This window comes from Mesorhizobium sp. P2_C5_2, assembly GCF_056404535.1.
The window spans coordinates 266,374-292,442 of the sequence record NZ_JBFUDV010000005.1; the positions used below are offsets into that span (position 1 = coordinate 266,374).

Annotated in this window: 26 protein-coding genes; 7 read left to right on the plus strand and 19 right to left on the minus strand. The window is 63.6% G+C overall.

Annotated features, from left to right (window positions below; genetic code table 11):
* The first annotated feature begins 48 nt into the window (after window positions 1–48).
* Complete coding sequence (locus AC1D1B_RS19805) at window positions 49–849, plus strand: 3-methyl-2-oxobutanoate hydroxymethyltransferase (RefSeq protein ID WP_477334137.1); 801 nt, start codon at window positions 49–51, stop codon at window positions 847–849.
* Here the strand turns inward: AC1D1B_RS19805 and AC1D1B_RS19810 are convergent.
* Window positions 814–2,331: an HAL/PAL/TAL family ammonia-lyase gene (locus AC1D1B_RS19810; protein WP_477334138.1), complete on the minus strand. Its 1,518-nt coding sequence runs from the start codon at window positions 2,329–2,331 to the stop codon at window positions 814–816. The two genes, AC1D1B_RS19805 and AC1D1B_RS19810, sit on opposite strands and share 36 nt — an antisense overlap.
* The gene (locus AC1D1B_RS19815; RefSeq protein ID WP_477334139.1) at window positions 2,328–3,329 is read right to left on the minus strand and encodes an ornithine cyclodeaminase family protein; all 1,002 of its coding nucleotides are present in this window, start codon (window positions 3,327–3,329) and stop codon (window positions 2,328–2,330) included. The genes AC1D1B_RS19810 and AC1D1B_RS19815 overlap by 4 nt, the downstream gene beginning before the upstream one ends.
* A gap of 253 nt (window positions 3,330–3,582) precedes the next feature.
* Here AC1D1B_RS19815 and AC1D1B_RS19820 point away from each other — a divergent pair, with 253 nt between their 5' ends.
* Both AC1D1B_RS19820 and AC1D1B_RS19825 read left to right on the plus strand, forming a co-directional pair.
* Window positions 3,583–5,016: a DHA2 family efflux MFS transporter permease subunit gene (locus AC1D1B_RS19820; RefSeq protein WP_477334140.1), complete on the plus strand. Its 1,434-nt coding sequence runs from the start codon at window positions 3,583–3,585 to the stop codon at window positions 5,014–5,016.
* Between the two features lie 135 nt (window positions 5,017–5,151).
* Window positions 5,152–5,559 (plus strand): carboxymuconolactone decarboxylase family protein, encoded by a 408-nt coding sequence (locus tag AC1D1B_RS19825; RefSeq protein WP_477334141.1) that lies wholly within the window; start codon window positions 5,152–5,154, stop codon window positions 5,557–5,559.
* 3 nt (window positions 5,560–5,562) lie between these two features.
* Here the strand turns inward: AC1D1B_RS19825 and AC1D1B_RS19830 are convergent, their stop codons facing one another.
* The 12 genes from AC1D1B_RS19830 to AC1D1B_RS19885 form a co-directional block, all read right to left on the minus strand.
* Window positions 5,563–6,450, minus strand: a complete 888-nt coding sequence (locus AC1D1B_RS19830; protein WP_477334847.1) for an amidohydrolase family protein — start codon at window positions 6,448–6,450, stop codon at window positions 5,563–5,565.
* Complete coding sequence (locus tag AC1D1B_RS19835; protein WP_477334142.1) at window positions 6,450–7,583, minus strand: vWA domain-containing protein; 1,134 nt, start codon at window positions 7,581–7,583, stop codon at window positions 6,450–6,452. The genes AC1D1B_RS19830 and AC1D1B_RS19835 overlap by 1 nt, the downstream gene beginning before the upstream one ends.
* 202 nt (window positions 7,584–7,785) lie before the next feature.
* Window positions 7,786–8,667 carry an AAA family ATPase gene (locus tag AC1D1B_RS19840; RefSeq protein WP_477334143.1) on the minus strand — a complete coding sequence of 294 codons (882 nt, stop codon included), beginning with the start codon at window positions 8,665–8,667 and terminating at the stop codon, window positions 7,786–7,788.
* Between the two features lie 8 nt (window positions 8,668–8,675).
* Window positions 8,676–9,680: a xanthine dehydrogenase family protein molybdopterin-binding subunit gene (locus AC1D1B_RS19845; protein ID WP_477334144.1), complete on the minus strand. Its 1,005-nt coding sequence runs from the start codon at window positions 9,678–9,680 to the stop codon at window positions 8,676–8,678.
* 1 nt (window position 9,681) lies between these two features.
* Window positions 9,682–11,049 (minus strand): xanthine dehydrogenase family protein molybdopterin-binding subunit, encoded by a 1,368-nt coding sequence (locus tag AC1D1B_RS19850; RefSeq protein ID WP_477334145.1) that lies wholly within the window; start codon window positions 11,047–11,049, stop codon window positions 9,682–9,684.
* 13 nt (window positions 11,050–11,062) lie between these two features.
* Window positions 11,063–11,545 carry a (2Fe-2S)-binding protein gene (locus AC1D1B_RS19855; protein WP_477334146.1) on the minus strand — a complete coding sequence of 161 codons (483 nt, stop codon included), beginning with the start codon at window positions 11,543–11,545 and terminating at the stop codon, window positions 11,063–11,065.
* 62 nt (window positions 11,546–11,607) lie between these two features.
* Window positions 11,608–12,402 carry an FAD binding domain-containing protein gene (locus AC1D1B_RS19860; protein ID WP_477334147.1) on the minus strand — a complete coding sequence of 265 codons (795 nt, stop codon included), beginning with the start codon at window positions 12,400–12,402 and terminating at the stop codon, window positions 11,608–11,610.
* 15 nt (window positions 12,403–12,417) lie between these two features.
* Entirely contained in the window at window positions 12,418–12,861 is a 444-nt protein-coding gene (locus AC1D1B_RS19865; protein ID WP_477334148.1) for an SRPBCC family protein, read from the minus strand.
* Between the two features lie 112 nt (window positions 12,862–12,973).
* Complete coding sequence (locus tag AC1D1B_RS19870) at window positions 12,974–13,801, minus strand: helix-turn-helix domain-containing protein (RefSeq protein WP_477334149.1); 828 nt, start codon at window positions 13,799–13,801, stop codon at window positions 12,974–12,976.
* Window positions 13,802–13,963: 162 nt separating this feature from the next.
* Window positions 13,964–14,734 carry an SDR family oxidoreductase gene (locus AC1D1B_RS19875; RefSeq protein ID WP_477334150.1) on the minus strand — a complete coding sequence of 257 codons (771 nt, stop codon included), beginning with the start codon at window positions 14,732–14,734 and terminating at the stop codon, window positions 13,964–13,966.
* Between the two features lie 37 nt (window positions 14,735–14,771).
* Entirely contained in the window at window positions 14,772–15,770 is a 999-nt protein-coding gene (locus AC1D1B_RS19880; protein ID WP_477280361.1) for an ABC transporter permease, read from the minus strand.
* A 20-nt stretch (window positions 15,771–15,790) separates the two neighbouring features.
* Window positions 15,791–16,531 (minus strand): ATP-binding cassette domain-containing protein, encoded by a 741-nt coding sequence (locus tag AC1D1B_RS19885; protein ID WP_477334151.1) that lies wholly within the window; start codon window positions 16,529–16,531, stop codon window positions 15,791–15,793.
* A 521-nt stretch (window positions 16,532–17,052) separates the two neighbouring features.
* On the opposite strand from AC1D1B_RS19885, the gene AC1D1B_RS19890 reads away from it, so the two are divergent.
* A complete protein-coding gene (locus AC1D1B_RS19890) occupies window positions 17,053–18,042 on the plus strand; it encodes a sugar-binding protein (RefSeq protein ID WP_477334152.1) in 990 nt (329 codons plus the stop codon).
* A 173-nt stretch (window positions 18,043–18,215) separates the two neighbouring features.
* Window positions 18,216–18,998: a FadR/GntR family transcriptional regulator gene (locus AC1D1B_RS19895; RefSeq protein ID WP_477334153.1), complete on the plus strand. Its 783-nt coding sequence runs from the start codon at window positions 18,216–18,218 to the stop codon at window positions 18,996–18,998.
* Between the two features lie 17 nt (window positions 18,999–19,015).
* On the opposite strand, the gene AC1D1B_RS19900 is transcribed toward AC1D1B_RS19895, so the two are convergent.
* Window positions 19,016–19,954 carry an NAD(P)-dependent oxidoreductase gene (locus tag AC1D1B_RS19900; RefSeq protein WP_477334154.1) on the minus strand — a complete coding sequence of 313 codons (939 nt, stop codon included), beginning with the start codon at window positions 19,952–19,954 and terminating at the stop codon, window positions 19,016–19,018.
* A gap of 117 nt (window positions 19,955–20,071) precedes the next feature.
* Between AC1D1B_RS19900 and AC1D1B_RS19905 the strand changes: the two genes are divergently transcribed.
* The gene (locus AC1D1B_RS19905; RefSeq protein WP_477334155.1) at window positions 20,072–20,962 is read left to right on the plus strand and encodes an NAD-dependent epimerase/dehydratase family protein; all 891 of its coding nucleotides are present in this window, start codon (window positions 20,072–20,074) and stop codon (window positions 20,960–20,962) included.
* Between the two features lie 119 nt (window positions 20,963–21,081).
* Entirely contained in the window at window positions 21,082–21,858 is a 777-nt protein-coding gene (locus AC1D1B_RS19910; RefSeq protein WP_477334156.1) for a FadR/GntR family transcriptional regulator, read from the plus strand.
* A 13-nt stretch (window positions 21,859–21,871) separates the two neighbouring features.
* Here the strand turns inward: AC1D1B_RS19910 and AC1D1B_RS19915 are convergent, their stop codons facing one another.
* The 4 genes from AC1D1B_RS19915 to AC1D1B_RS19930 form a co-directional block, all read right to left on the minus strand.
* Entirely contained in the window at window positions 21,872–22,978 is a 1,107-nt protein-coding gene (locus tag AC1D1B_RS19915) for a Gfo/Idh/MocA family protein (RefSeq protein ID WP_477334157.1), read from the minus strand.
* A 21-nt stretch (window positions 22,979–22,999) separates the two neighbouring features.
* Window positions 23,000–23,830, minus strand: coding sequence for an ATP-binding cassette domain-containing protein (locus tag AC1D1B_RS19920; RefSeq protein ID WP_477334158.1), 831 nt, complete (start codon window positions 23,828–23,830; stop codon window positions 23,000–23,002).
* Complete coding sequence (locus tag AC1D1B_RS19925) at window positions 23,827–24,942, minus strand: ABC transporter permease (RefSeq protein ID WP_477334849.1); 1,116 nt, start codon at window positions 24,940–24,942, stop codon at window positions 23,827–23,829. The genes AC1D1B_RS19920 and AC1D1B_RS19925 overlap by 4 nt, the downstream gene beginning before the upstream one ends.
* A gap of 146 nt (window positions 24,943–25,088) precedes the next feature.
* Entirely contained in the window at window positions 25,089–26,057 is a 969-nt protein-coding gene (locus AC1D1B_RS19930) for a rhizopine catabolism ABC transporter substrate-binding protein (protein WP_477334159.1), read from the minus strand.
* Between the last annotated feature and the right edge of the window lie 12 nt (window positions 26,058–26,069).

Sequence of the window (26,069 nt, forward strand, 5' to 3'; positions counted from 1 at the left end):
CCGGTAAGGTGACCGGCAAAATCAAATTCCAGTAACAGGGACATCCCGATGAGCCGAAAGAGACCGACCGTCGCCGATCTGCGCGCCATGAAGGGCAAGCGCCAGCTGACCATGCTGCGCGTCCTGACCATGGATGAGGCCGAGGCCGCCGAGCGGGCAGGGGTCGACATCGTCTCGGTGCCGCCGGAGCTGATGCTCAACCCTGAGTATCGCGACGCAGCCCCCAGCCTGTTCACCATGCCGGGCGAGAACTTTTATGAAATCGGCACGGCGGATGATTTCCTGCGCTGGGCCTTCCGGCTCTACAAGGCCGGCGCCGACGCCGTTTATTGCAGCGCCGGTTTCGCCACCGTCAAGCGGCTGGCCGATGACGCCATTCCTGTCATCGGCCATGTCGGCCTCATTCCTTCCCGTGCGACCTGGACCGGCGGCTTCAAGGCCGTCGGCAAGACCGCCGACACCGCCATGCGGATCTTCGAGGCGGTCAAGCAGTATGAGGCCGTCGGTGCGCTGGGCGCCGAGATCGAGGTTGTGCCGGTCGAGGTCGCCAAGGCGATCTCGGAACGCACCTCGCTGATCATGCTGTCGATGGGAGCGGGCACCGGCTGCGATGCGCAATATCTGTTTGCCGACGACATACTTGGCCAGAACCGGGGCCACATGCCGCGGCATTCCAAGGTCTATCGCAATTTCGCCGCCGAATATGACCGGCTGCAGGCCGAGCGCGTGGCTGCATTTTCCGAATATGTCGCCGACGTCAACAGCGGCGCCTATCCGGAAGACAAGCATGTCGTGCGCATGGACCCGGCCGAGCTAAAGCTGTTCCTCGACAAGGTCGGCCAATTGTAAAGTCGCTTGCCAGTTTCCGCCAGCAAGCGCGGCGTAGAGCGCTTCAGCATCTATGCCGAGCGGCCGGTCGTCTTTCAGTGTTGGGACAAGCGCGCGTATCACCGTATGAATCGCAGCGGTGTGTGGCGCCAGCGTCAGCCCTTCGCGCAGGTCGACGGCTTGCGCGGCAGCCATCAGTTCGAAGGCGATCAGCCGCCGCCACAGCACGATCATCCCGGCACATTTCGACACGGCGAGCGGTGTCTGCGTTGCATGATCCTCGACGCCTTCCGACACGGCCAGGAAATCCAGCATCACCGGATTGGCCTTGTGGCGGATTGCGGCCAGGATCGCCGTCGCGGTCTTTTGCAGCGGCACGAAACCGGCCGAGGCGCCACCAACCGGCGACAGATATTTCGGCAGGCCGTTGCGGCCGGAACCGGAGAGCTGGATCAAGCGAGCAACGCTTGCGGCGGCGCATTGCGCGATCGCCAGGCCGAGCGTCTCGAAGGCCAGCGCCAGCGACGCGGTGTGGAAATTGCAGGTCGACAGCACCAGCCCGTCATCGCCCAGCACCAGGGGGTTGTCGGCGGCGGCGTTGAGCTCGATTTCAAGCGCCAGCCGCGCCTGGTCGATCGCGTGGATCAGCGCACCATGGATCGACGGCATGCAGCGGATCGACAGCGGATCCTGCAAGGTCGTCGGCGCCGGCTCCCCATCGCGGGCAAGCAGATCGCGCAGGCCTTTTGCCGCCAGTTGCTGGCAGGCGGCGGGCCGCGCCAGATGTAGGCGCGGATCGAGAATGGTGCGATTGGCGCCAAACCCTTCCATGGTCAGCGCGCCTGCCTGTTGCTGTTGCGCAAAGGCCGACAGCGCGTCGGCCAGCGCCAGCGCACCGCTGCCGACTGAGACCGCCGAGGCATTGATCAGCGACAGCCCGTCCTTGGGCGCAAGGCTGATGGGGGCGAGCCGCGCCATCATCAGTGCCTTGGCCGACGGCATGCGTCGGCCCTGATAGTCGGCTTCGCCGTCGCCGGTCAGCATGCGGGCAAGGGCCGTCATCAGCACGAGATCGCCGGCGCCGATCGAGCCGAACTGCGGCATCACCGGATGCACGCCGGCATTGAGCGCATCGACGAGGGCGGTGAAAACCGCCGGCGAAATGCCGGAACCGCCGACAGAGAACATCGCGGCACGGACAAACATAGTCGCTCGCACCGCCTCTTGCGGCAGCAGCTCGCCGACAGCGGCGCTGCGTCCTTCCAGCAGCTGGCGCTGGAAGGCGCTGGCATCGCCTTCGACCGAAGTGCCGAGATTGGCGCCGAGGCCGGTGTTGAGGCCGTAAATCTGCTGGCCGGACGCGGCGGCCTGGTCGAGCACTTTGCGCGCTTTGTCGAGCCTCTCGATGACAGCGGGCTCAACCTCGACCTTGCGGCCGCTGCGAGCGACTTGTGCGACATCCTCGACGCTGACGCCGGCGCCGGTGAGGACGAGCGCGTTCATGCGAAGCGCAGCCTCTGGCCAACGCCCTTATCCGCGGCCTTGGCCAGCATCGCCTTGCCCAGTGCAATGTCGGACAGCGACAGGCCGCGATGCCAGAACAGGATCGTCTCGTCATCGCTTTCGCGCCCGGCCTTCAGGCCGGCGGCGATCTGGCCGAGCTCGGCATGCAGTGTCTTTTCGCTCAGCTTGCCGGTCTCGACATGGGCGCGCAGCGAGCCGAACTTGCCGCCCTTGCACTGGCCCCAATCGTCGACGACCATTTTCTGCATGATGTCGGTCAGCGACAGCTCCACCGCGCTCATCGTGCCATAAGGCACGACGAACGCGCCGGGCTTGATCCATTCGGTCTTGAGCAGGGGCTGCGGTTCCGACAGCCGCGAGGCCTCGACAACGATGTCGGCGCCTTTGACGCAGCTCTCCCAGTCGGCGACCGCTGTGACCTTCTTGCCGAGATCGGCGGAGAGTTTGGCGGCAAAGCCGTCGCGGCTTTCCGGACGGCGCGAATGGACGCGGATCTCGTCGAAATCGAAGAGATGATCGAGCAGGCGAACATTCCAGTAAGCGGTGCCGCGCGCGCCGATATGGGCCAGCACTTTGGAATTCTTGCGCGCCAGATGTTTGGCGCCGATGGCGGTGACGGCGCCGGTGCGCATATCGGTGATGACAGTGGCGTCGAGAATGGCGCGTGGCATGCCGGTGCGCGGATCGAACAGGTTGAGGATGCCGAATTCCGAAGGCAGGCCGTGCAGATAATTGTCGACATAGTCGCCGACGACTTTCACGCCGGCCGCATCGAGCGGCGCGACGTAGCCGCGCAGCACGTTGAAATGGCCATGGAAGGCCGGATCCGGTTCGAGATGGACGCGCGGCTCGATCACCGTCTGGCCATTGCCTTGCGCGACCAGTCCGGCCTCGACGGCGGCAATGATTTCGCCGTCGGTCATATCAAGGGCTTCGATATCGAGGGCATTGAGGTAGTCGATATAGATCGGCTTCATGCAGTGTCCTTGGCCACCCCGCTCAGACGTGCCGATATTCAGGTGATGCCGGCCTGCAAACGCCGGCTTTCTGCGCTTCCGGTGCTCACGTACTTAAGTACGCTCCGCTCCGGTTCTCGAAACCCAGCGTTTCGACTCGGCCTGACCTGAATCTCAACACGTCTGCAATCCATAACAGGCCTCGCGCCGACACGGAAGTTTGTTGGCTAGGCTCTGGACTGGGCCAGCCATATGCTGTTCAACGCGGTTCGTCATGACTGCCGTTCCCGACACCGAAGCCTCTGACGAAGCCGCCAGCAATGCGCGGCGCGTGGCGCTGATCGTCGCCATCGCCTTTTTCATGCAGCTGCTGGATTCGACCATCATCTCGACCTCGCTGCCGCAGATGGGCCAATCCTTCGGCGTGCCGGCGGTGGCGATGAGCATCGGCATCACCGTCTACATGCTGACCATGGCGGTGTTCGTGCCGCTGTCGGGCTGGCTCGCCGACCGCTTCGGCGCGCGCAACATTTTTCTGCTGGCGATCGTCCTGTTCACACTGGCCTCGCTGGCCTGCGGCTTCTCGCAGAGCCTTGCCCAATTCGTTGCCGCCCGCATCGTGCAAGGGCTGGGCAGCGCACTGATGACGCCGGTCGGGCGCATTCTCGTCCTGCGCAACGCGTCGAAATCGGAATTGCTCAACGCCACGGCGCTGATCACCTGGCCGGCGCTGTTTGCACCCGTGGTCGGGCCGGTGCTCGGCGGTTTCATCACCACGTACCTCTCCTGGCACTGGAATTTCTTCATCAACATCCCGCTGGGGCTGAGCGGACTGGCGCTGGTCGCCCGCTTCATTCCGGGCGATCGTGAGGCCGATCCCAAGCCGCTGGACTGGCCCGGATTTTTCCTGACATCGCTGGGGCTAGCGCTGCTGCTCTATGGCCTGGAGCGCATCGCACACCCGGAAGATGGCGCCTTGCCGACGCTGTTGCTGGTTGCCGCCGGCATCGTCATCGGCTGGCTGGCGGTGCGGCATCTACGGCGTGCGCCGCATCCGCTGCTCGATCTCAGCGCGTTCAAGGTACTGACCTTCGCCATCTCGACGCTGGCCGCCGGCACCATCTTCCGTGTGGCGATCAACGCCACGCCGTTCCTGTTGCCGCTGCTGTTCCAGGTTGGCTTTGGGCTTTCGCCGGTCGATGCCGGGTTGATGATCCTTGCCTATTTCCTCGGTAATCTCGGCATGAAGACGGTGACGACGCCGATGCTGCGGCGCTTCGGGTTCCGCCCGGTGATGGTCGTCAACGGCCTGATCGCCTCGGCCGCGATCATGGCCTGCGCGGCGATCTCGCCTGACACGCCGCAGGCACTGGTGGTGGCGCTGATGCTGATCGCCGGCCTGTCGCGCTCGATGCAGTTCACCGCGCTCAACACGCTGGCCTTCGCCGATATCGATGCGGCGCAGCGCAGCTCGGCGGCGACATTGTCGTCGATGCTGCAGCAGGTGGCGATGCTGTTCGGCGTCGCGGTGGCGGCGGCGATCCTCAACCTGTCGCAGATCGTCAGGGACCGGCCGGCGCTCGACCTCGTCGATTTTCGTATCGCCTTCCTGGTGATCGGCGCCATCGGGCTGGTGGCGGCGTTGCGGTTCCTCGTGCTGCCGCCGGGTGCGGGTGCAGAGGTTTCGGGCCACTCGACGCAGGATTGACGTGCAGGCCCCCGTTCGTGGAACAACTTTGTTGTGTGAACGGGGCAAAATTCAAAGTGCGGCAAATGGATTAGCGGTGTTTGCTCACGCCTTGATTCACCTGTTTGCGGAATGATCCAAACGAAAGGGAACACCATGGCCGCCACTAGACTTATCAGCGATGCCGAGATCGAGAGAATTCCAGCCTTGAAGGCGGTCTTCGACGATATCCGCGCGACGCGGAAATCCGATTTCGTCAACAATTTCTGGCGCGGTCTGGCCAATGATCCGGTGTTGCTGAAACGGACCTGGGAACAGGTGAAGGTGGTGATGGCCACGGAAAGCGCCATCGATCCGCTGACCAAGGAGATGATCTACATCGCAGTGTCGACCGCCAATGGCTGCTCCTACTGCGTCCACTCGCATACGGCCGCCGCGCGGGCGAAGGGAATGACCGATGCGCAGCATGGCGAGCTGGTGTCGATCATCGGCCTGGCCGGACACACCAACCATCTGGTGACGGCGATGCAGATCCCTGTAGATCCGCAGTTCGAGGTGAAGTAGCGGCTATACCGGCCTATAAACCCTCTCCGCGGTGTTCCAGAAAATGTCCGCTTCCGCCGTCGCCCCGTGCTTCGCCACGGCTGCACGGTGCGCCTTCATCAGCTCGGCGTGGCTGGTCCAGAGTTTCTCGATCGGGAAGTTCGAGCCGAACATCAGGTGGTCCGCGCCCAGAATGTCGATCATATTGTCGACGATGTAGGCGATGACAGCCGGGTCGTTGCGGTGAACAAAGGTGCCTAGCCCTGACAGCTTGGCGTAAAAGTTCGGCGCTGCTGACAGCGTGCGCAGGCCGGCCTTCCAGGCTTCGGTGGTTTCCGGCTCCATGCCGGTCAGCATGCCGGCATGGGTGAGGATGAAATTGGTCTCCGGATTCTCTCCGACCAGCGTCAGCCCATCCTTCATCTGGGCGGGGAAAAGCTGCAGGTCGAAGGACAGGCCATAGTCTTTCAGCCGCGCGACGTTTGCGCGCACCTTGGGGTCGATGACCTGATCGGCCGAGGCGGCAAATCGAAACGCCGGCGTTTCGTGCCAGTGCAACTGCATGCGCACGCCGCGCAGCAAGGGATACTTCATCAGCTGGTCGATCTGCTGGCGGACATCGTCCACCGTCATATCGGCATAGCCGACGATGGCATGCGGCCAGCCAGTTTCATCAGCGGTCTTCTGCAGGAAGGCGACCTCCTTTTCGAAATCCTCCTTGGCCCAGTTGGTCTGGACATAGACGGCTTTCTCGACGCCCGAACCTTTCTGGTCTTCGAGGAATTCCGTGATCGGATAGTCGCGGCGGATTGGCTCATAGGGGCCGAAGATGCGCGGCACCATCTGGCCGACCAGCCAGGGCTGGTCCTTTTGGCGCCAGATGTGGAAATGGACGTCGATGGCTTTCTGCATCACGAAACCCTCCAGATTGCCGCAGCCGCCGGAGCAGAGCGGGCGAGCGACAGGATGAAATCGGTGAGGCCCTTCAGCGACGAGCCGTCGATGAGATCGTCGAGATCAGGCAGGATGGCTTTGAGTGCCGCTGTTGCAGGCCGGAAGCGCGGATCGCCGGCCAGTGGCGTGGCCAGCGACAGCCGAAAAGCGCGGGCGCTCAGCCGACGCATCGCTGTTACCATCGCGCCATGATCGCCACGCTCGAGCGCGTCCGACAGGATGATCACCGCCGCACCACGGGCGAAGGCCGAGAAGCGCGGCACCGAGAGGAAAGCGAGCAAAGTCGGCCCCATGCGCGTGCCGCCGTCCCAGTCGTCGACCTGTGCGGCCGCGCGCGCCAGCGCCTGGTCGCGGTCGCGGATACGCAGTGCGGAGGTGATGCGGGTGAGCCGCGTGCCGAAGGTGAAGATTTCGGCGCGGTCGGCGCCTTGTACCGCGGCATGCGCCAGTTTGAGATAATCTGATGTGTGCAGCTTCATCGAACCCGAGACGTCGATCAGGATCAGCAGCTTGCGCGGCACGGTTTGGCGGCGGCGCAGCAGCGGTGAGGGGACGTCGCCATCGGCGCTGACGATTTCGCGTAGCGAGCGGCGCAGGTCGAGCTTGCCGCGTGAGTGGGTGCGTACGGTGCGGAAGGAGCGGCGGGCGGGCAGGGCGGACGACAGTTTGCGGCGAAAGGCGGTCAGTCTGTCGTCGTCGCGCTGGAAGTCGCGGGTGCTCAGTTGCTCCATGGCCGAGGACAGCTCGCCGCCTTTCTCCTGGCGCGCAGTCTCGCTCTCTTCGTTGCGCGTGCCGCCATCGTCCTTGATGCGGGTTTCCTCGTCTTCTTCGCCTTCGACGGAGGGTTGGCCGTCGCCATAGAAGTGGCTGCGGAAATGCACCTCGAATTCATTGCGGCGATCGGGCGAGGGCGCGAGCGTTGCGAGCGCCGCCTCGCGGATGTCGGCCATCGAGCGCGGCCCGAGCAGCGTCACTGCTTGCATGAAGCCGGAGACCTGTTCGGGGGCGACGGCGAAAGCGTGGCGGCGCAATAATCGGGCGAAGCCGAGTAAGTGTGCTGAGGCGCGGGGCAAGCTTTCTTCCCGCATCATTCCTTCGCGCCCCCCTCTGTCCTGCCGGACATCTCCCCCTCAAGGAGGGAGATTGGCAGCTTCGACGCCTCGCTCAGGTCTGCAACGCTAGAGATTAGCGAAAGCCGGGATGACAGCTGATCTCCCCCCTTGAGGGGGAGATGTCCGGCAGGACAGAGGGGGGTGCTGTCCYGCCAGCGTTGCGCATTGCCGAGGTCTCCGCTCACGCCAGCGCCTCCTCGACGATGCGGCCAAGCTCCGGCGCGATATAAGACAGGTCTTCCTCGTCCTTGATCAGCACGCCGATGGCCCGTCGGAACGCTTCCGGCCACGGGCTGCCGCCTTTTTCCAGGATGGTGGCGGCATTGGCCCATTCCACCGCCTCGGCGATGCCGGGCGGCTTGGCCAGCGGGCGGGCGCGGATGGTCTGAACCGCTGTCGCCACCGCGCGCGCGGTCGCCTCTGCGACATCGCCGGCGCGCAGCATGATGATGGCGGCCTCGCGCTCGGCGTCGGGATAGCCGATCCAGTGATAGACGCAACGGCGGCGCAGTGCTTCGGCCAGTTCGCGGGTGCGATTGGAGGTCAGGATGACGATCGGCTGTGCTTCGGCGCGAATGGTGCCGCGCTCGGGAATGCTGATCTGGAAGTCGGAGAGGAATTCGAGCAGCAATGCTTCGAATTCATGGTCGGAGCGATCGATTTCGTCGACCAACAGCACACGCTGCTGAGGCGCTCGCAGCACCTGTAGCAGCGGCCGGGCGATCAGGAAACGGTCGTCATAGATGTCGATCTCATGCTCACCAGCATGGCGGATGGCGAGCAGCTGGCGTTGGTAGTTCCATTCATACAGCGCATGCGCGGCGTCGATGCCTTCATAGCATTGCAGCCGCACCAGATCGCGGCCGAGCAGTTGGGCAATCGCCTTGGCGGCTTCGGTCTTGCCGACACCCGGCGCGCCTTCGAGCAGCAGCGGTTTGCCCAGCCGGATCGCCAGGAAGATGGCGGTGGCAAGGCTGTCGTCAGCGAGATAGCGCGCTGCGGCGAGCTGCGAGGCCACCGCCTCCGGTGAGGTGGCAACAGTCTCGGCGTTCACCTCGGGCATGTCAGTCCTCAGTTTGCCGCTTGCGCCTTGAGCGCGCGCAGGATGCGCTCAGGTGTGATCGGCAGCGTGTCGATACGCACGCCGACGGCGTCGAAGACGGCATTGGCGACGGCGGGGATTTGCGGGTTGGCGCACATCTCGCCGGGTCCCTTGGCGCCATAGGGGCCATCCGCCGAAGGTCGCTCCAGCACGATGATCTCTGTGTGGGCGAGATCGCCCGGACCCGGCATCAGATACTGGTTGAAGTCGGTGCCGCCATGGTCGCGGTTGGGATAATAGGGCTCGGTCGTCTCGTAGAGCGCATGGGAGATGCCCATCCAGGAGCCGCCGACCAGTTGCTGCTCGACCATCTTCGGGTTCAGCGCGCGGCCGATCTCGAAAATGTTCTTGACGGTCAGCACCGTCACCTCGCCGGTCTCGTCGTCGACCTCGACCTCAGCCACCGTGCAGGCATGGGCATAGCAGGTCGACGGCTTCATCGCGCCGGTTTCCTTTTCCGGATAGGAGCGCGGGATCAGGAACATGCCACGGCCGGAGATCGAGCGCCCGCGTTTGAAATGCGCCGAGAGCGCGACATCGAAGATCGAGATCGATTTTTGCGGCGCGCCTTTGACCAGGATGTTGCCCTGGCCGTCGGTCTCGAGGTCGGATGCATTGACCTCCAGTTCCTCCGCCGCCACTTCCAGCATCACCTGACGGGCTTCTTTGGCCGCCTGGATGACGGCATTGCCGGCGCGGTGCGTGCCGCGCGAGGCAAAGGTGCCCATGCAGTGCGGACCGGTGTCGGTGTCGGCGGTGTCGATGATGACGCGATCGGTCGGCACGCCGATGGTCTCGGCGCAGATCTGCGCCATGATCTGTTTCAAACCTTGGCCGAGATCGACCGAAGACAGCGTCACCATGAAATTGCCGGTCGGCGTCGAATGCACCAGGGCCTGCGTCGGGTCGCCGCCGAGGTTCATGCCGGTGGGATAGTTGATTGCGGCGACGCCGCGTCCGCGCCGTATAGCCATCTCAAGCTCCCGTCTTGTAGGAGGACATCGCCATGTACTTTTCCGCCACCGGCCAGTTGGCCGCGCGCGAGGCTTCCTGCATGCATTCGATCAGGGCGGCGCCTTCGGTCGGCTGGCGATGCGCCTTCATGTCGCCATCGCGGTAAGCGTTGATGAAGCGGAATTCGAGCGGGTCCGTGCCGATCAGCCGCGCCAGCTTGTCCATTTGCACTTCCAGCGCGAAGTCGCCGATGGTGACGCCGAAGCCGCGCATGGCGGACGAGGGCGTGCGGTTGGTGTAGACGCAATAGGTATCGATCCAGACATTGGGGATGGTGTAGGGGCCGGGATAGTGAGCGGCACCTTTCTGCGCGCCATAGGGCGAGTGGCGCGAATAGGCGCCGGCATCGGTATAGCCGGTCACCTTGCGCGCGACGATGCGGCCATCCTTCATGACGCCGTCCTTGATGACGACCTTTTCTGCCGCGCGCGGCGAGGATATCTGCATCTCCTCTTCGCGACTGTAGATGAAGGAGACCGGACGTCCCGTCAGCTTGGCGCCGAGGATGGCGATCGGCTCAACGATGACGTCGACCTTACCGCCGAAACCACCGCCGACGGTGCCGCCGACGAAGTGCAGTTTGTTGCCCGGCATCTGCAGGATGATCGAGGCGTTGTCGAGGGTGAAGAACATCGCCTGCGTGTTGGTGTAGCAGGTGAAGCGGTCATTGCCTTCGGGCACCACGACGCAGCCTGTCGTCTCGGTCGGTGCGTGCTCGATCGGCGAGGACTGGTAGCTTTGTTCAAGGATGTGGTCGGCGCCGGCGAAGCCCGCCTCGACATCGCCGAAGCGCACCTTGCGGCACTCGCCGCTGTCATAGAGATAATAGTTCTGGCCGTGATATTCGTTGACTAATGGAGCGCCGGGTTTCAGCGCTTCCTCCATGTCGAAGACGGCCGGCAGCACCTCATAGTCGACCTTGACCTTGGCGGCGGCTTCCTGCGCCGCGCGTTCGGTCTCGGCCAGCACCGCCACCACGGCCTCGCCCTTCCAGCGCACCTTGCCGTCGGCCAGCACCGTCTCGTCCTCCGGCCCGACCTGGATCAGGATCAGGATGGTGTAGACATTGTGCGGCACATCCTTGGCGGTGAGGATTTTCACCACGCCCGGGTGCTTCTCCGCCTCCGACGTGTCGATCGAGCGGATGCGGGCGTGGTGATGCGGGCTGCGCACCATTTTCAGGTGGAGCATGCTGGGAAAATTGCGGTCGGCGAAATAGGCGGTCTTGCCCGTGACATGGCCCGGCGAATCGAGACGCGGCCTTGGTTGCCCGATCTCGTGCAGGCCGTCCTTGCGCTGATCGGCGAAATAGCTTTTGCGCAGTTCCATTCTGTTGGTCCCCTCAGGCGGCGTTCTGCGAATTGGCACGCGCGGCGGTCAGCACCGCCTGGATGATCGGCTCGTAGCCGGTGCAACGGCAGATGTTGCCGGACAGCGCCTCGACCACGTCCTCGCGGCTGGGATTCGGCGTGTGATCGAGCAGCACCTTGGCGGCCATGATCATGCCCGGCGTGCAAAAGCCGCATTGCGTGGCGAAGGCATCGAGGAAGGCGCGCTGCAGCGGGTGCAGGACGCCGGCTTCGGCGAGACCCGATGTCGTTCGGATGTCGGTGCCGCTGCAGGTCTCGGCCAGTGTCAGGCAGGAGAGCCGGAGCTCGCCATCGATGATCACCGAACAAGCGCCGCATGTGCCCTGGTGGCAGCCGCCTTTCGGCGAGGTGTCGCCGATCTTGTCGCGCAGTGCCTGCAGCAGTGTCGTGCCGCCCTCGACGAATTCAGCCTTCTCGGAGCCGTTGAGCGTGAACTGGACCGGGACCCTTGCCATTCTTCCTCCCTTGCGCGCCTGCCCGGATGACCGGACAGACGCGCGCCCCCCAACGGGGTGTTTCAGGTCAACAGCAGCCGGCCGAGATGGACCGGCAAAACCTCAGTGCGATACCAGGCGCTGGCGATCGGATCGGTGATGGGCGCGGTGCCTTCACCGGCCGCGGCCAGCGCCGCCGCGATGCCATCCGGATCAAGTTTCTGGCCGATCAGCGCCTTTTCCGCCGCACGGGCGCGGATCGGCCGGTCGGCCATGCAGCCGAGCGCGATCCGCGCCGACGATACAGTGCCGTCGCCGGCCTGTTCGAGCATGGCGGCAATGCTGAGTACCGAGACGCCCTTGGGCTTGACCCGCGACACTTTCAGGAAGCGGAAGCTGCCTTCCTTTGGCAGCATGAAATTGACCGAGGTCACTATGGCCGGATTGCCGTTGCGTCCTGCCAGAAAGGTCTCGATCGGCATTTCACCATCATCGGTGCCCACCGTCGCGTCCAGCGCCAGCAGGGCAACAGTGAAATCGCCGTAGGGTGCCGGTGCGAACAGATTGCCGCCGACAGTGGCCATGTTGCGGATCGCCGGGCCGCCGACGACGCGCGCGGCTTTGGCAATGGCGCCGAGGTCTGGATGGCGGGCGATGGCCGCCATGGTCACAGAAGCGCCGATACGGGCCTTGCCGCCGGAAACGGCGATGCCCGACAGCGCGGGGTCGGTCGAGCGGACAAGGCCGGTGACGGAGACATCGCCTTCATTGGCGGCGCGCACCACCAGCGTGCCGCCACCGAGATAGCGGGTGCCAGCCGCCTTCAGCGCCGCATTGGCGTCGCTGACGGTCGCAAAAGTCTGGAGGGCAAGCGCCATGGCGGACTCCCAAGCTCAGCTCTGGCCAGAAAAATGGCTCTTCAGCGCGTTGAAGCCACCCTGAAAGACATTGGCGCCCATGCCGGCGGCGATCTTGTCGGCCTCTTCGGGCGCGGCGTCGAAGCTTGCGGTCCATTCGGCATAGGTGCGGTCGCCGTCGGTCACCCGGCGCAATTGCAGCGTCGCCTTGTGATTGGTCAGCGGCTGCGGCGTCTCCAGGATGGAGTAGCTGACGCGGAAATCCTTGTCAGAGAAGTCGAGCAGCTTTTCGCGGATGCGCGCACCGCTGGCGAGCTCGAAATTGCGAACGCAGCCAATGGTTTCGGCGTTCTTGCCGTCCTCGATATGGCTTTCGACCATGCGCGGATGCCAGCCCGGCAGGCCGTTGAAGTCGCGTATGCGCGCCCAGACCTTTTCGACCGGTGCGTCGATGACGCTGGATATGGTGACAACAGCCATATGATCATTCCCCTACGAATTCGATATGCAGCAGGGTAGGGCGGCGGCTGGTGCTGCGCTTATCAATGGGTCTTGCGGCCCTATCAAGGAGTCTGAAAAACCAGCGCTTTGCTCAGGCCACAGCCCGCGCCGCCTCGCGGTAGAGCGTCGGTGGCACACCGACATGGTCGCGGAAGAAGCGTGAGAAATTGCCCTGGGTGGTGAAGCCGAGATTGCAGGCAACCGAGATCAGCGGCTCCTGCGACCACTGCAACTGCCGCACCGCTTCCTCCATGCGCAGCGTGTTCCAGTAGACGTTTGGGGTCAGGTTGGTCTGTTCCTTGAACAGCGCGAAGAAATGCGGCCGCGACAGGCCGACGCTGCGGGCGACGTCATCGAACGAGATGCGTTCGCAGACATTGGCCTTCATCAGCTGAATCGCCTTGCGGACGCGGAAATCCTGCATGGTGTTGATGCGGATGCGTGCCTCTTGCGGCGCCGAAGCGTCGGCGGCGTCGAGCACGCTATCGATAAAGCGCTCGATCTCGTAATTGGCGACGTCGTCGATGCTTTCATTGTCGGTGAGATGATCGAGCAGATTGGCGGCGGCCTGGTGCAGCCAGGGTTCGAGTGTGATCGCCGCCTGTGCAAACAGCGGCGCTGACGATGGCAGGTCGCGGCGCCGACGCGCCCAGTCGGGATCGATGTAGAAGGCGAGGAACAGGCCAGGCCTGCCATTCTGCGACAGGACATGGCTGTGCGGCTGGTAAGAATTGATGCCGGCGGCGATGCTGGGGCCAAGCGGCACCGTCTCGCGGCCGACGGTCATCTCGCCGGCCGTGCCTTCCAGCCAAATGATGATGTGGGCCTCGACATGAGCATGGGTGACGAAGTCGCTGGCGACATTCAGGACAGAAACATGTCCGAACCGGCCCCAATAGAGCCTGATCGCGTCCGTCATGGGTATATCCTCCCGCAGACGACTGGTCGCCTGCATCGGGGATTGTGCGGCTGAGTTCGGGCTCGCGTCAAGGCGCCGGGGTTTTGGTGGGGTGGCAGACGGTCGATGGCGGTGGATTTTCAGACTGAGCGATAGGTACGAAAGCGAATAGCGCTGCGCCTGTCACACCGAGGCGGTCATGCCGCCGTCGACATAGAGCGTGTGGCCGTTGACGAAGGACGATGCGTCCGACGCCAGGAACACGGCGGCGCCGATCAGTTCGTCAACGTAACCCCACCGGCCGGCCGGGGTGCGCTTTTCCAGCCAGGCGGAGAATTCCTGGTTGTCGACCAGCGCCTGGTTCATCTCGGTGCGAAAATAGCCGGGTGCGATGGCGTTGATCTGCAAGCCGTATTTCGCCCAGTCGGTGCACATGCCACGGGTCAGGTTGCGGATCGCGCCCTTGGTCGCGGTATAGGGGGCGATGTTGGGCCGGGCGAGTTCGCTCTGCACCGAGCCGATGTTGATGATCTTGCCTTTTCCGCGCGCGATCATGTTGCGGGCAACCGCCTTGCCGGCATGGAAGGCGCCGGAGACATTAGTCTTGAACAGGCGCTCCCACTGCTCCTCGGGAAAATCCTCGAGCGGGGCGCGGAACTGCACGCCGGCATTGTTGATCAGGATGTCGATAGGACCGATCTCGGCCTCTATGCGGGCGACATCCGCATCGACGGCGCGAAAATCCATCACGTCGAAGGTCGAGGCATGCGCCTTGAAGCCGCCGTCGCGCAAACCTGCCACTGCATTGGCAACCTTGCCGGCATCGCGGCCGTTGAGCACGACACTTGCGCCATGCTCGGCAAGGCCGCGCGCCAGCGCCAGGCCGATGCCTTGGCCGGAGCCGGTGACCAGCGCCAGCCGCCCATTGAGGTCGAACAGGGATTTCGATGTCAAAGCAATGGTTTCCAGCGGAAGGTTCAGTCCCGAAAATTCAGTCGTTGCGCCTGAAGTTGCGGATGCGGTCGAACAGCACCGCAAGCAGGATGGCGCCGCCGATGAACACACCTTGCCAGAAGGCATTGATGCCGAGCAGGCCAAGGCTGTTGCGGATCACTTCGATGAGTGCTGCACCGACAATCGCGCCGAAGGCGGTGCCGACGCCGCCGGCTAGATTGGCGCCGCCGATGACGGTGGCGGCGATCACCTGCAGCTCCATGCCGGTGCCGAGATTGGTGGTGACGGCGCCCAGCCAGCCGGTCTGGACGATGCCGGCAATGCCGGCCGCCAGCGCCGAGATCATATAGACGGCGACCTTGATCTGCTTGACGGGAACGCCGGTCAGCGTCGCCGCGTGCTCATTGCCGCCAATGGCAAAGATGTGCCGGCCGAACTTGGTCCAGCGCAGTGTAAAGCCGGTGATCAGCGCCAGAAGGATCATGTAGAGAACCGGGTTGGCGATGCCGAACACCCAGGCGCCGCCGCCCAGCGCCAGAAGCTTGTCGTGGTCCGGCCCGAACTGGAACACGACGGTGTTGTTGGAGGCGACCATGGCCAGGCTGCGCGCAATCGACAGCATGCCGAGCGTCACCACGAAGGGTGGAAAGCCGAGATAGGCGATCAATATGCCGTTGAAGGCGCCGATGGCGAGCGCGGTGGCGATCGAGGCCAGGATGCCGACCTCGATCGAGTAACCGGCATGCATGGTGACGGCCAGCACCATCGACGACAGGCACAGCACCGAACCAACCGACAGGTCGATGCCGCCGGTGATGATGACGAAGGTCATGCCGAGCGCGATGATGGCGACGAAGGTGATGTTGCGGGTGATGTTGTAGAGGTTTTTCTGGGTGGCGAAGGCGTCGGTGGCAAACGACAGGAAAATGCAGGCGAGGATGACGGCGATCACCACCCAGAAGGTCTGGCTGGCGAACATGCGCGAGAAAAAGCTGTGCTGTTTCTGTGCGATCGTCTGGTCAAGAGTGACTGCCATTGTCGACCTTTATCCTCTAATCAGACTTGTTCGATCGCGCCGGTGATCAGCCCGGTGACTTCCTCGGGCGAACTGGATGCGATTGTCTTGTCGGCGACTTTCCTGCCGCGCCGCATGACGATGACGCGGTCGGCGACGTCGAAAACGTCGGGCATGCGGTGGCTGATCAGCACGACCGATATGCCCTGGTCGCGCAGCCGGCGGATCAGGTTGAGCACTTCGGCCACCTGCCTGACCGAGATCGCCGCCGTCGGCTCGTCCATCAGCACGATCTTGGCCTGCGACAGCCTAGTGCGGGCGATCGCCACCGCCTGGCGTTGGCCGCCCGACATCTGCTTGACCAGATCGCGCGGCCGCGTCTCCGATTTCAGTTCGGCGAAGATCTGGCCGGCGCGCTTGTACATGGCGGCATAATCGAGGATGCGGAACGGGCCAACGCCCCTGCGCAATTCGCGACCGAGATAGACATTGGCGGCGGCGGTCAGGTTGTTGCACAGCGCCAGGTCCTGGTGGACGATCTCGATGCCGTGCTGGCGCGCTTCCACCGGCTTGTGCAGGATCAACTCCTTGCCGTCCATCTGCATGGAGCCGTGGCTGGGGCGGAAATTGCCGGCGATCATCTTGACCAGCGTCGACTTGCCGGCGCCGTTGTCGCCCATCAGGCCGACGACCTGTCCGGGCTCGATGGACAACGAGACATCGTTGACCGCCTGGATGGCGCCGAAATGCTTTGAGATGTTGGTGAGTTCGAGAACCGCCACCAGCCTTCTTGCCTCCCCTTGACTTGGATCTGGATGACGTTTGGTTGAAACGTCATCCTGATCCAACACTTTGTTGTTGGAGCATGATCTCTTCCGAAAACCGGTTCCCACTTTTCGGGATCATGCTCAGACCAACGGTTCCGCCCGCGGCCCTCGCTTGCCCAGCTCCTCCCGGGACAGCGATGTTGAGTTGCATTTACGCAAATGCCTGCGCGGGCGTCAATTGGCAGGTGGATTCTAAAAATCCGTTTTGTAGGACAAATACCATTGACGTGCACGCCAAGCCGATATTAGCTGGATGGTGGAGGAGTAACCTGTCGATCCCGTTCCGGTTTGCGCATGGGATCAGTAGGCGATGCATCCGTGCTTGCCGGCCTTTTCGAGCCGGCTGACCGAATGAAAATGCTTATCGACCCGGCCTGCCGACAAGAGCGCTCAGACAACGATGCTCTGTCACCGCATTCCGGGTTGGTCTGTGTGGCGGGCACGCCGTGTCCGTCTGTTTCCAAGGGAGGACTGATATGAGGAAAACAGTTTTGCTCGCCGCCGTCGCCGCTATGGCGCTGGGTGCCGGGCCGGCTTTGGCCAAGAAGCAGCTCGTCATCGTGGTGAAAGGTCTCGACAATCCGTTCTTCGAAGCCATCCACCAGGGCTGCGAGAAGTGGAACAAGGAAAACGCCAGCTCGGAGTATGAATGCTTCTACACCGGCCCGGCGTCGACCTCCGACGAGGCCGGCGAGGCGCAGATCGTCCAGGACATGCTGACCAAGGCCGACACGGTGGCGATGGCGATTTCGCCGTCCAACGCGCCGCTGATCGCGCAGACGATCAAGACCGCCAATCCGACGATCCCGATCATGACCCTCGACGCCGACCTCAGCAAGGAAGATGCCGCGCTGCGCAAGACCTATCTCGGCACCGACAACTATCTGATGGGTCACAAGATCGGTGAGTACATCAAGAAGGGCAAGCCGAATGGTGGCACGATCTGCACCATCGAGGGCAATCCCGCGGCTGACAACATCCTGCGCCGCGCGCAAGGCATGCGTGACGCGCTTTCGGGCAAGGAAGGCCTCGCGGCACTTGCCGGCGAAGGTGGCTGGACCGAAGTCGCCGGCTGCCCGGTGTTCACCAACGATGACGGCGCCAAGGGCGTGCAGGGGATGACCGACATCCTCGCCGCTAATCCCAAGCTGGATGCGTTCGGCATCATGGGTGGCTGGCCGCTGTTCGGCGCCCCGCAGCCCTATCGCGACCTGTTCGGGCCGCTCAAGGACCGCATCGCCAGCAACGACTTCGTCATCGGCGCCGCCGACACGATCGGCGACGAAGTGGCGATCGCCCGCGATGGTCTCGTCACCGCACTCGTCGGCCAGCGGCCGTTCGAAATGGGCTACAAGGCGCCGTCGGTGATGATCGATCTCGTCGAAGGCAAGGCCGTCGCCGATCCGGTGTTCACCGGCCTCGACGAATGCACCAAGGATACGGTCGACACCTGCATCCAGAAGTAGCCAGCGATACCGGGGCGTCCTTTCGAGGACGCCCCGTCATTTTCCTCAGGGATAGGACAGGCAGCATTGTCGGGGCAGCAGGCTCCGGCTTTGACGGGTCCACGCGTCTTGCTTTCGACGAAGGGCACGGACAATTCCGGACGGTTCCCCGCGACAGATTGCCGATTCCGACGATGCCGGACGACAGATCAAGAGGGCGATCCGCCAGGGTAGATGTGCCGGCCGGCCCGGTTGCCACCGCTGTTCGACGACCGGATACGGCCTGGCCCCCCGGCTCCAGTGTACACACCTCGCTGGCCAACGAGATCGGGCTTCGGATCGTGCGCGGTGACTATCCGCCAGGCGCCATCCTGCCCAACGAAGCCAAATGGGCGGAGATGTTCAACGTCAGCCGCTCGGCGGTGCGCGAAGCCATCAAAATGCTGATGGCCAAAAGCCTGCTGGCTTCACGGCCCAAGATCGGCAGCTGGGTCGAGCCGAGGGAACGCTGGAACCTGCTCGACCGCGATGTGCTGGCCTGGTATGCGACCGGGCCGGACCGGGAGGCGTTCCTGCGCACGGTGCAGGAGTTCCGTCACATCATCGAACCGGAGGCCAGCGCCTTTGCCGCGATGCGACGCAGCGACGAGCAGATGGCCGAGATCAGCCAGGCCTGCCGGGAAATGGGCGAGGCGCTGAGCCTGCAGCAGCGTATCCGCGCCGATACGCGCTTTCATCTCACAATCCTGCGCGCCTCCGGCAACGATCTTTTGGTGCCGCTCGGCGTGCTGATCGAATCGGCGCTCGACCATCTCTTCGTCTTCACGACCATACAGGTCAGCGACCAGCAGCACGCCCAGAAGCTGCACGAAGCGATCGAGAAGGCCATCCGCCTGCAGCGGCCCGAGGCCGCGCGCAACGCGGTGCGCAGGCTGTTGGCCAATACCGACGAGGGGATCGGGCGCGCGCGGCGATAGAACTCCGCGCCGGGCTCTCAAATCGTCTGCTTCTTGCCCTCCTTGATAGGCATGAGATCAACGCCATTCACCTTGGCAATATGCGTGGCCAGCATCGGCACGAACTGTTCGGCCGGGCCTGTGGCATGGGCGCCGGCGAAGGAGTTTTTCGTCGCGTTGCCGAGCGGGTTGGCGATGCCGGCAGCACCCGCCATCGATTCCAGATAGGTCAGGTCCTTGAAGGCGTTGGCGATGGTGAATTTATGCGCGTCACGGTCGCCCTCCAGCGTCCAGCGCATGAAGGTCTGGTAGAAGCCGCAATCCATGCGGCCGTTGCGGATGACGCTGTCGAAGCGCGGTGGCGAGATGCCGACCTTCTCGGCCAGCGCCAGCGCCTCGGAATAGATCGCGGCATAGCCCAGCGAAATGAAGTTGTTGAGCAGCTTCATGCGGTGGCCGTCGCCGGTGTTGCCGATATGGACGATGCGCCCCGCCCAGGTTTCGATGACGGGCTTCACACGCGCAAACAGCGCGTCGGGCGCACCGACCATGGCGTCGAGCGTGCCTTCCCAGGCTTCCTTCGGGGTGCGGCTCAGCGGCGCATCGACAAAGTCGACGCCGATCTCCTTTAGTTCCGCCGCCAGCGCCACCGTCGAGACCGGATCGGAGGTCGAGCAATCGACGACGACCGAGCCCTTCTTCAGGCCTTCCTTGAGGCCGCCGGGGCCACGGATGATGGCTTCGACCTCACGCGAGCCGGTGACGCAAATGAAGATGATATCGGAAGCCGCCGCCACGTCGCGCGAGGTTGCTGCTTCCGTCGCACCTCGACCCAGCAGATCTTCCGCCGGCTTGCGGTTCTTGCGGCCGAGGAAAGTCAGCTTATAGCCCTTGTCGACGATGTTCTTGGCGATGCCGTGCCCCATCAGGCCAAGGCCGATGAAGCCGATCTTTTCGCTCGCGGCAGTCGTGGTCATGTCGTGAAGTCCTGTTGCAATGATTGATATCGGGCGCCGCCGTTTTGCAGGCGGGGGTGGTTGCGGAGCGCCATATTGTCTGACAATACACAGAAATCCTAGGCACTGGAGACGAAAATGACGAAGCGGATCATGTTCACCGGCGGCAGCGGCAAGGCCGGACGCCATGTCGTGCAATATCTGGTCGAACAGGGCTGCCAGGTGCTCAACATCGACACCAAGCCGCTCGACAATCCCAAGGTGCGCACGCTGATCACCGACATCACCGACAGCGGCCAGGTGTTCAACGCGCTGTCGAGCTATATGGGCCTGCATGAGTTCGACCCGTCGCTGCGCCCGCAGCCGGTCGATGCCGTGGTGCATTTCGCCGCCATCCCGCGCATCATGATCACGCCCGACAATGAGGTGTTCCGCATCAATGCGATGGGCACCTACAACGTCATAGAGGCGGCGGTGAAGCTCGGCATCCGCAAGGTGGTGATCGCGTCCAGCGAGACCACCTACGGTGTGGTGTTTGCCAACGAGCCGCGCGACCCCAAATATTTCCCGCTCGATGAAGAATACGACGTCGATCCGATGGACAGCTACGCCTTGTCGAAAGTCGTCAACGAGCACACGGCGCGTGCCTTTGCGCAGCGCAACGGCACCGATATCTATGCCTTGCGCATCGGCAACGTCATCGAGCCGCATGAATATTCGCTGTTTCCGAAGTGGTTCGCCGATCCGGGCTTCCGCAAGCGCATCGCCTGGAGCTATGTCGATGCCCGCGACCTCGGCCAGATCACGCTGCGCGCCGTCGAAACGGACGGGCTCGGCTTCCAGGTGTTCAACGCCGCCAATGACGATACCTCGTCCGACCTGCCAACGGCCGAATTGTTGAAGCGGTTTTATCCCGACGTGTCGGTCAAGACGAAGCTCGGTGAGTACGAGACGCTGCTCTCCAATCGCAAGGCCAGGGATATGCTTGGCTTCCGTCCCGAGCATAGCTGGCGCAAATACGTCAAATAGGGCTGGCAAATAGGGCTTTGGGGCTAAGGTTGTAACCTGATCTGTGCACAGCCGCAGGCTTTGCCGCCTGCGCCCCGTCCGCTGCTTGACAGCTTTCGAAATCCGGACTTTGTGGACGCATGAGGGACGGAAAGCCGAATAAGGGAAAGAAGCCCGACAAGGCGGCGCCCGCCGAGCGCCCGGCGGCGCTTCGTCGGGCTGACGCGACCCGGGTGCCCGGCTCCAGCGTGCATGCCTCGCTGGCCAGCGAGATCGGCCTTCGGATCGTGCGCGGCGATTACCCGCCAGGCACCATCCTGCCGAATGAAGCCAAATGGTCGGAGACCTTCAACGTCAGCCGCTCGGCAGTGCGTGAAGCCATCAAGATGCTGATGGCCAAAAGCCTGCTGGCATCACGGCCCAAGATCGGCAGCTGGGTGGAGCCGCGGGAGCGCTGGAACCTGCTCGATCGCGATGTGCTCGCCTGGTACGCGACCTCGCCCGACCGCGAAGTGTTCCTGAAGACGGTGCAGGAATTCCGCCACATCATCGAGCCGGAAGCGACAGCCTTCGCCGCCATGCGGCGCACCGAGGAGCAGATGGCCGAGATCAGCCAGGCCTGCCGCGAGATGGGCGAGGCGACCAGTCTTCAGGAGCGCACGCGCGCCGATACGCGCTTCCATCTCGCCATACTGCGCGCCTCGGGCAACGATCTCCTGGTGCCGCTTGGCGTGCTGATCGAATCCGCCTTCGACCACCTGTTCACCTATACGACGCGTGAACTCGACGATCTGCAGCACGCACAGCAGCTGCACGAGGCGATCGAGAAAGCCATCCGCCTGCAGCGGCCGGACGCGGCCCGCAATGCCGTGCGCAAGCTGCTTGCGAATACCGACGGCGTCATCAATACTAGGTAGGATGGGCTGATACTCAGCCGGCCGGCGCCGTTTCCATGTGCCGCTTGGTCAGTGCGATCAGCAGCGCCTGGTCGCGGGCGGCGTGCTCGGGGCGGTTGACCACTTCGTCGCCGTTGACGATCGCGCCCCAGAAGCCGCGCAGTTCCTCGACGAAGGCTTCGCCATAGCCGGCACGGAGGTCTCTGGTCGATAGCGTATGGCCATCCGATGTCTTGATCGTCAGCCGGGTCGGATGATGATTGAGCCAGGGCGAGGGGAATTCGAGCTCGAGGCTGGCATCGTCGAAGAACAGCGTGATGCGCTCCTTGTAGTCGGCGAGCTTCGGCACTGTCAGATGGGTCATCGTCCATAGCGCCTGGCCGTCGAGCAGTTTTACCGCGCCCTGGCCGCCATCGCCATTGGCGAAGATCTGTGCGCCGACGACCTCACCGTCCGGCACACCAAGCGCATCGAGCAGGCCATGCACGGCATTGACATCGTGAATCAGGGCGGAGCTGTAAGCGCCGGTAAATCCACGGAAAGCGAGATCGGCTATGGGCTGGCCGATGGCGCGCTCGACCTGTTGTTTTTGCCTGGCCTGCGCGGCGGCAATCAACTCTTTTGGAATATCGTTGCCGCGGATATAGCGATGGTGGGCGATGAACGGCCAGGCATCGGGGTCGTTGACCTCGACCGAGACGGAACGCAGCGTCTTCGCGCTGCCCGGCAGTGAGGCCAGCGCCAGCCGGTAGCTCGGATCGAAGCGCTTCATGTAGCCGACCTGCATGACCTTGCCGGCCTTGTCGCGCGCGGCGACGATCTCGGCGATCTCCTCCGGTGAATAGCAGAGCGGCTTTTCGCAGAAGACATGCAGGCCGCGCCCGAGCGCTGCCAGCACCTGTTCGTGATGCAGCGGATCGGGCGAGCCGATGACGACGGCGTCGAGCTTCTGGTCGAACAGCTGCTCTGGCGTCTCGAAATTGGCGATGCCGTGGGTGTCCGTGACGAACTGCCGCGAGATTTTCGACGGGTCGGCGACGCCGACCAGCTCGAACAGGTCGGCGAGCCGCAACAGGTTTGGAATATGCTCGACCTGCGAAATCATGCCGGCGCCGATGACGCCGACCCGTATCCTGCTCATACTGCTACTCTCTGCAAATGTTCACGGCGCCGCCGACGGCCTGTTGCCGATCTGCGCCAAAAGCCCGGCGATCTCCGCTTCCACCGCCTTCAGATCCTCGCCACCCGACATGATCGAAATCACCTCGTCGCGCGAGATTTCCGACTTGGCGTAGGTGCCGCGATTGCGGCCGCGGTTGAGCAGCGTGAAGGTGTCGCCGACGGGATAGGCGTGATGGATGTTGTGGCTGATGAAGATCACGGCCAGCCCGCGCATGCGCGCCTCGATGATGAATTTCAGCACCATCGCCGCCTGATGGACACCGAGCGCCGAAGTCGGCTCGTCGAGGATCAGCACCTTGGCGCCGAAATGCACGGCGCGCGCAATGGCCACCGACTGGCGCTCGCCGCCGGACAGCGTGCCGACGGCCTGCGTCGGGTCGCGCACGTCGATACCGATATCGGCCATCGCCTGGCGGGCAATTGTGTTGGCGCGCTCCTTGTCGAAGCGCGAGAAGGGCAGGCGGCTCCTGGTCGGCTCGCGGCCGAGGAAGAAATTGCGGGTGATGGACATCAGCGAGATCATGCCGAGGTCCTGGAACACGGTTGCGACGCCGAGATCCTGCGCGTCGCGCGGGCTGCGGAAGGCGACCTGTTTGCCGTCGACGAAAATCTCGCCCTTGCTCGGCCGGTGCACGCCCGACAGCACCTTGATCAGCGTCGACTTGCCGGCGCCGTTGTCGCCGAGCAGGCAATGCACCTCGCCGGGGTAGACCTTGATGTCGATGTCCTGCAGCGCGCGCACCGAGCCGAAATTGACCGACACGCCGCGCAGTTCCATTGCCGGCTGGATGGTCCGGGCTGGGTTGGTCATTTGCCGCCTCCGCGTCCGAGTGCCTTGAGGCGGATGTAATTGTTGACCAGCACCGCCATCAGGATGACGATGCCGAGGAAGACCTTGAACCAGTCGGTGTCGATGCCGGTGTAGAAGATGCCCATCTGCACCAGGCCGAAGATCAGCGCGCCGAACAGCACGCCATAGACAGTGCCGTAGCCACCGGTGAGCAGCACGCCGCCGATGACCGCGGCGATGATCGCCTCGAATTCCTTGAGCAGGCCGCGCGTCGTGTCGGCGGAGCCGGCCTCCATCACCTGGATGGTGGCAAGCAAGGTTGCCGCACAGGCGGTGTAGATGAAGAGCGCGATCTTCACGCGGTCGACCGGCACGCCGACATTGCGGGCGGCATTGAGATCGCCGCCGGTGGCGAAGATCCAGTTGCCGTATTTGGTCTGCGTCAAGACATAGCCTGCAAGTGCTGTCAGGCCGAGCCACCAGACGATCGACATCGGAATGCCGACGACGAAGGGAATGCCATCGGTACGGGTGGCGATCCAGCCTTGCGTGCCCATCCAGTGGAAGAAGCCGGTGAACAGATGGCCGTTGAACAGGCCCGCGGTGGCCGGGTCCGGCGCGCCGTCGAGGATGTAGGGTATCTGCGTGCGGCCGGTGACGGCGCGGGTGATGCCGATCGACAGGCCGCGCAGGATATAGAGCGAGGCCAGCGTGACGATGAAGGAGGGCAGGCGGGTCTTCACCACGATCAGGCCGTTGACGTAGCCCGTGAGGATGGCGACCGCGAAGGCGCAAGCGATGCCGCCCCACAGCGGCAGGCCCCAATATTTGACCGTCAGGCCGATGACGACGCCGGCGAAGCCGACCATCGAGCCGACCGAAAGATCGAATTCACCGGCAATGATGAGGAGCGCGGCGGCCGTGGCGATGATGCCGAGTTCGGCCGCGAGCGTCAGGAAGGTCATCGACCCCTGCAACGAATAAAGGTTCGACGCACCCGGCAACAGCGCGAAGATGATGATGGTGGCAATCAGGCCGCCGGCGGCACCGGCTTCGGGCCGGCGCAGCCATTGCGTCAGCCGGCCGGTGCTGGCCAGCCGTTCATCAGCGCCGGCGGCGCGCTTCGACGTCATGCCGAAACGGTCCTTGACCGGCACTTCTGAAGATATCGCCTTGTCTTCCACGGCTGCCATTAGGCTCCCCAATCGCTCACTTCGCAATGTCGACCAGACACCGGGGAGTCGCATGCGCGCTTCCCCGGTTCGTTTGGTTTGTTTGACTAGCGGATGCCGTCCTTGGCGAGCGCGAGGATCGCCTTGGCCTTGTCGGGTGAGTCGATGAACAGCGGACCGGTATAGGCGTTGTTCTGCGGCCAGAAGCCGTGCGTGGCGTGTTCGACCAGATAGATCACCGGCAGGTAGCCCATCAGATATTGCTGGGCGTCCATACCGAAGCCCATCTCGCCGGCAACGACCGAATCCAGAACTTCCGGGCTGATGTCGAAGGTGTAGAGCTTGATCTTGCCGAACAGTTCCTTCTGCCGGAAGAACGGGATCAACGGGTTGGCGGCGGTGGCGCCGAGCGCGAAGACGGCCTGGGTGTCGGGATGCGCCGAGAGATAGGCTTCGGTGCGGCGCTGGATGTCGGCCGGATCGGGCGACACGGTCAGGACTTCGGTGCCGCCGCCGGAAGGCTTCAGCCCGTCATTCAAGCCCTGGCAGCGCTGGTCGAGGCTGACATTGCCGACCTCGTGGTTGATGCAGACGACCTTGAGCGTGCCTTCCTTCGCCAATCGCTCGCCGGCCTTCTTGCCGGAATCATATTCGGAGACGGTGCCGACATAGAGCGTCGTGCCGAGTTCGGCGCCTTCCTTCTCGCCGGAATCCAGAACCACTATCGGGATGTTGGCGGCAAGACCTGCCTTGACCGATTTGCCGAGTGCATTGGCGTCAGCGATGGAGACGGCAATGCCGTCCGGATTGGTGGCGATGGCCGCATCGAGCAGGCGGGCCTGCTCGACCACATCGAACACTTGCGGTGCGTAATATTCGACCTTGGCGCCGGTCAGGGCCGCCGCATCGTCGACGCCGCGCTTGACCACCGACCAGTAGGGATCGGATGCCGAACCATGCACCACGAAGGTGATGCGGACATCCTTCGGATCCTTCAGGCCCGCGGCATGCGCGACGCCTGCCAGCATACTCATCGAGACAAGCGCGCCGAGCGCCAGTTTCAGAACAGTCTTCATGTCATTCTCCCA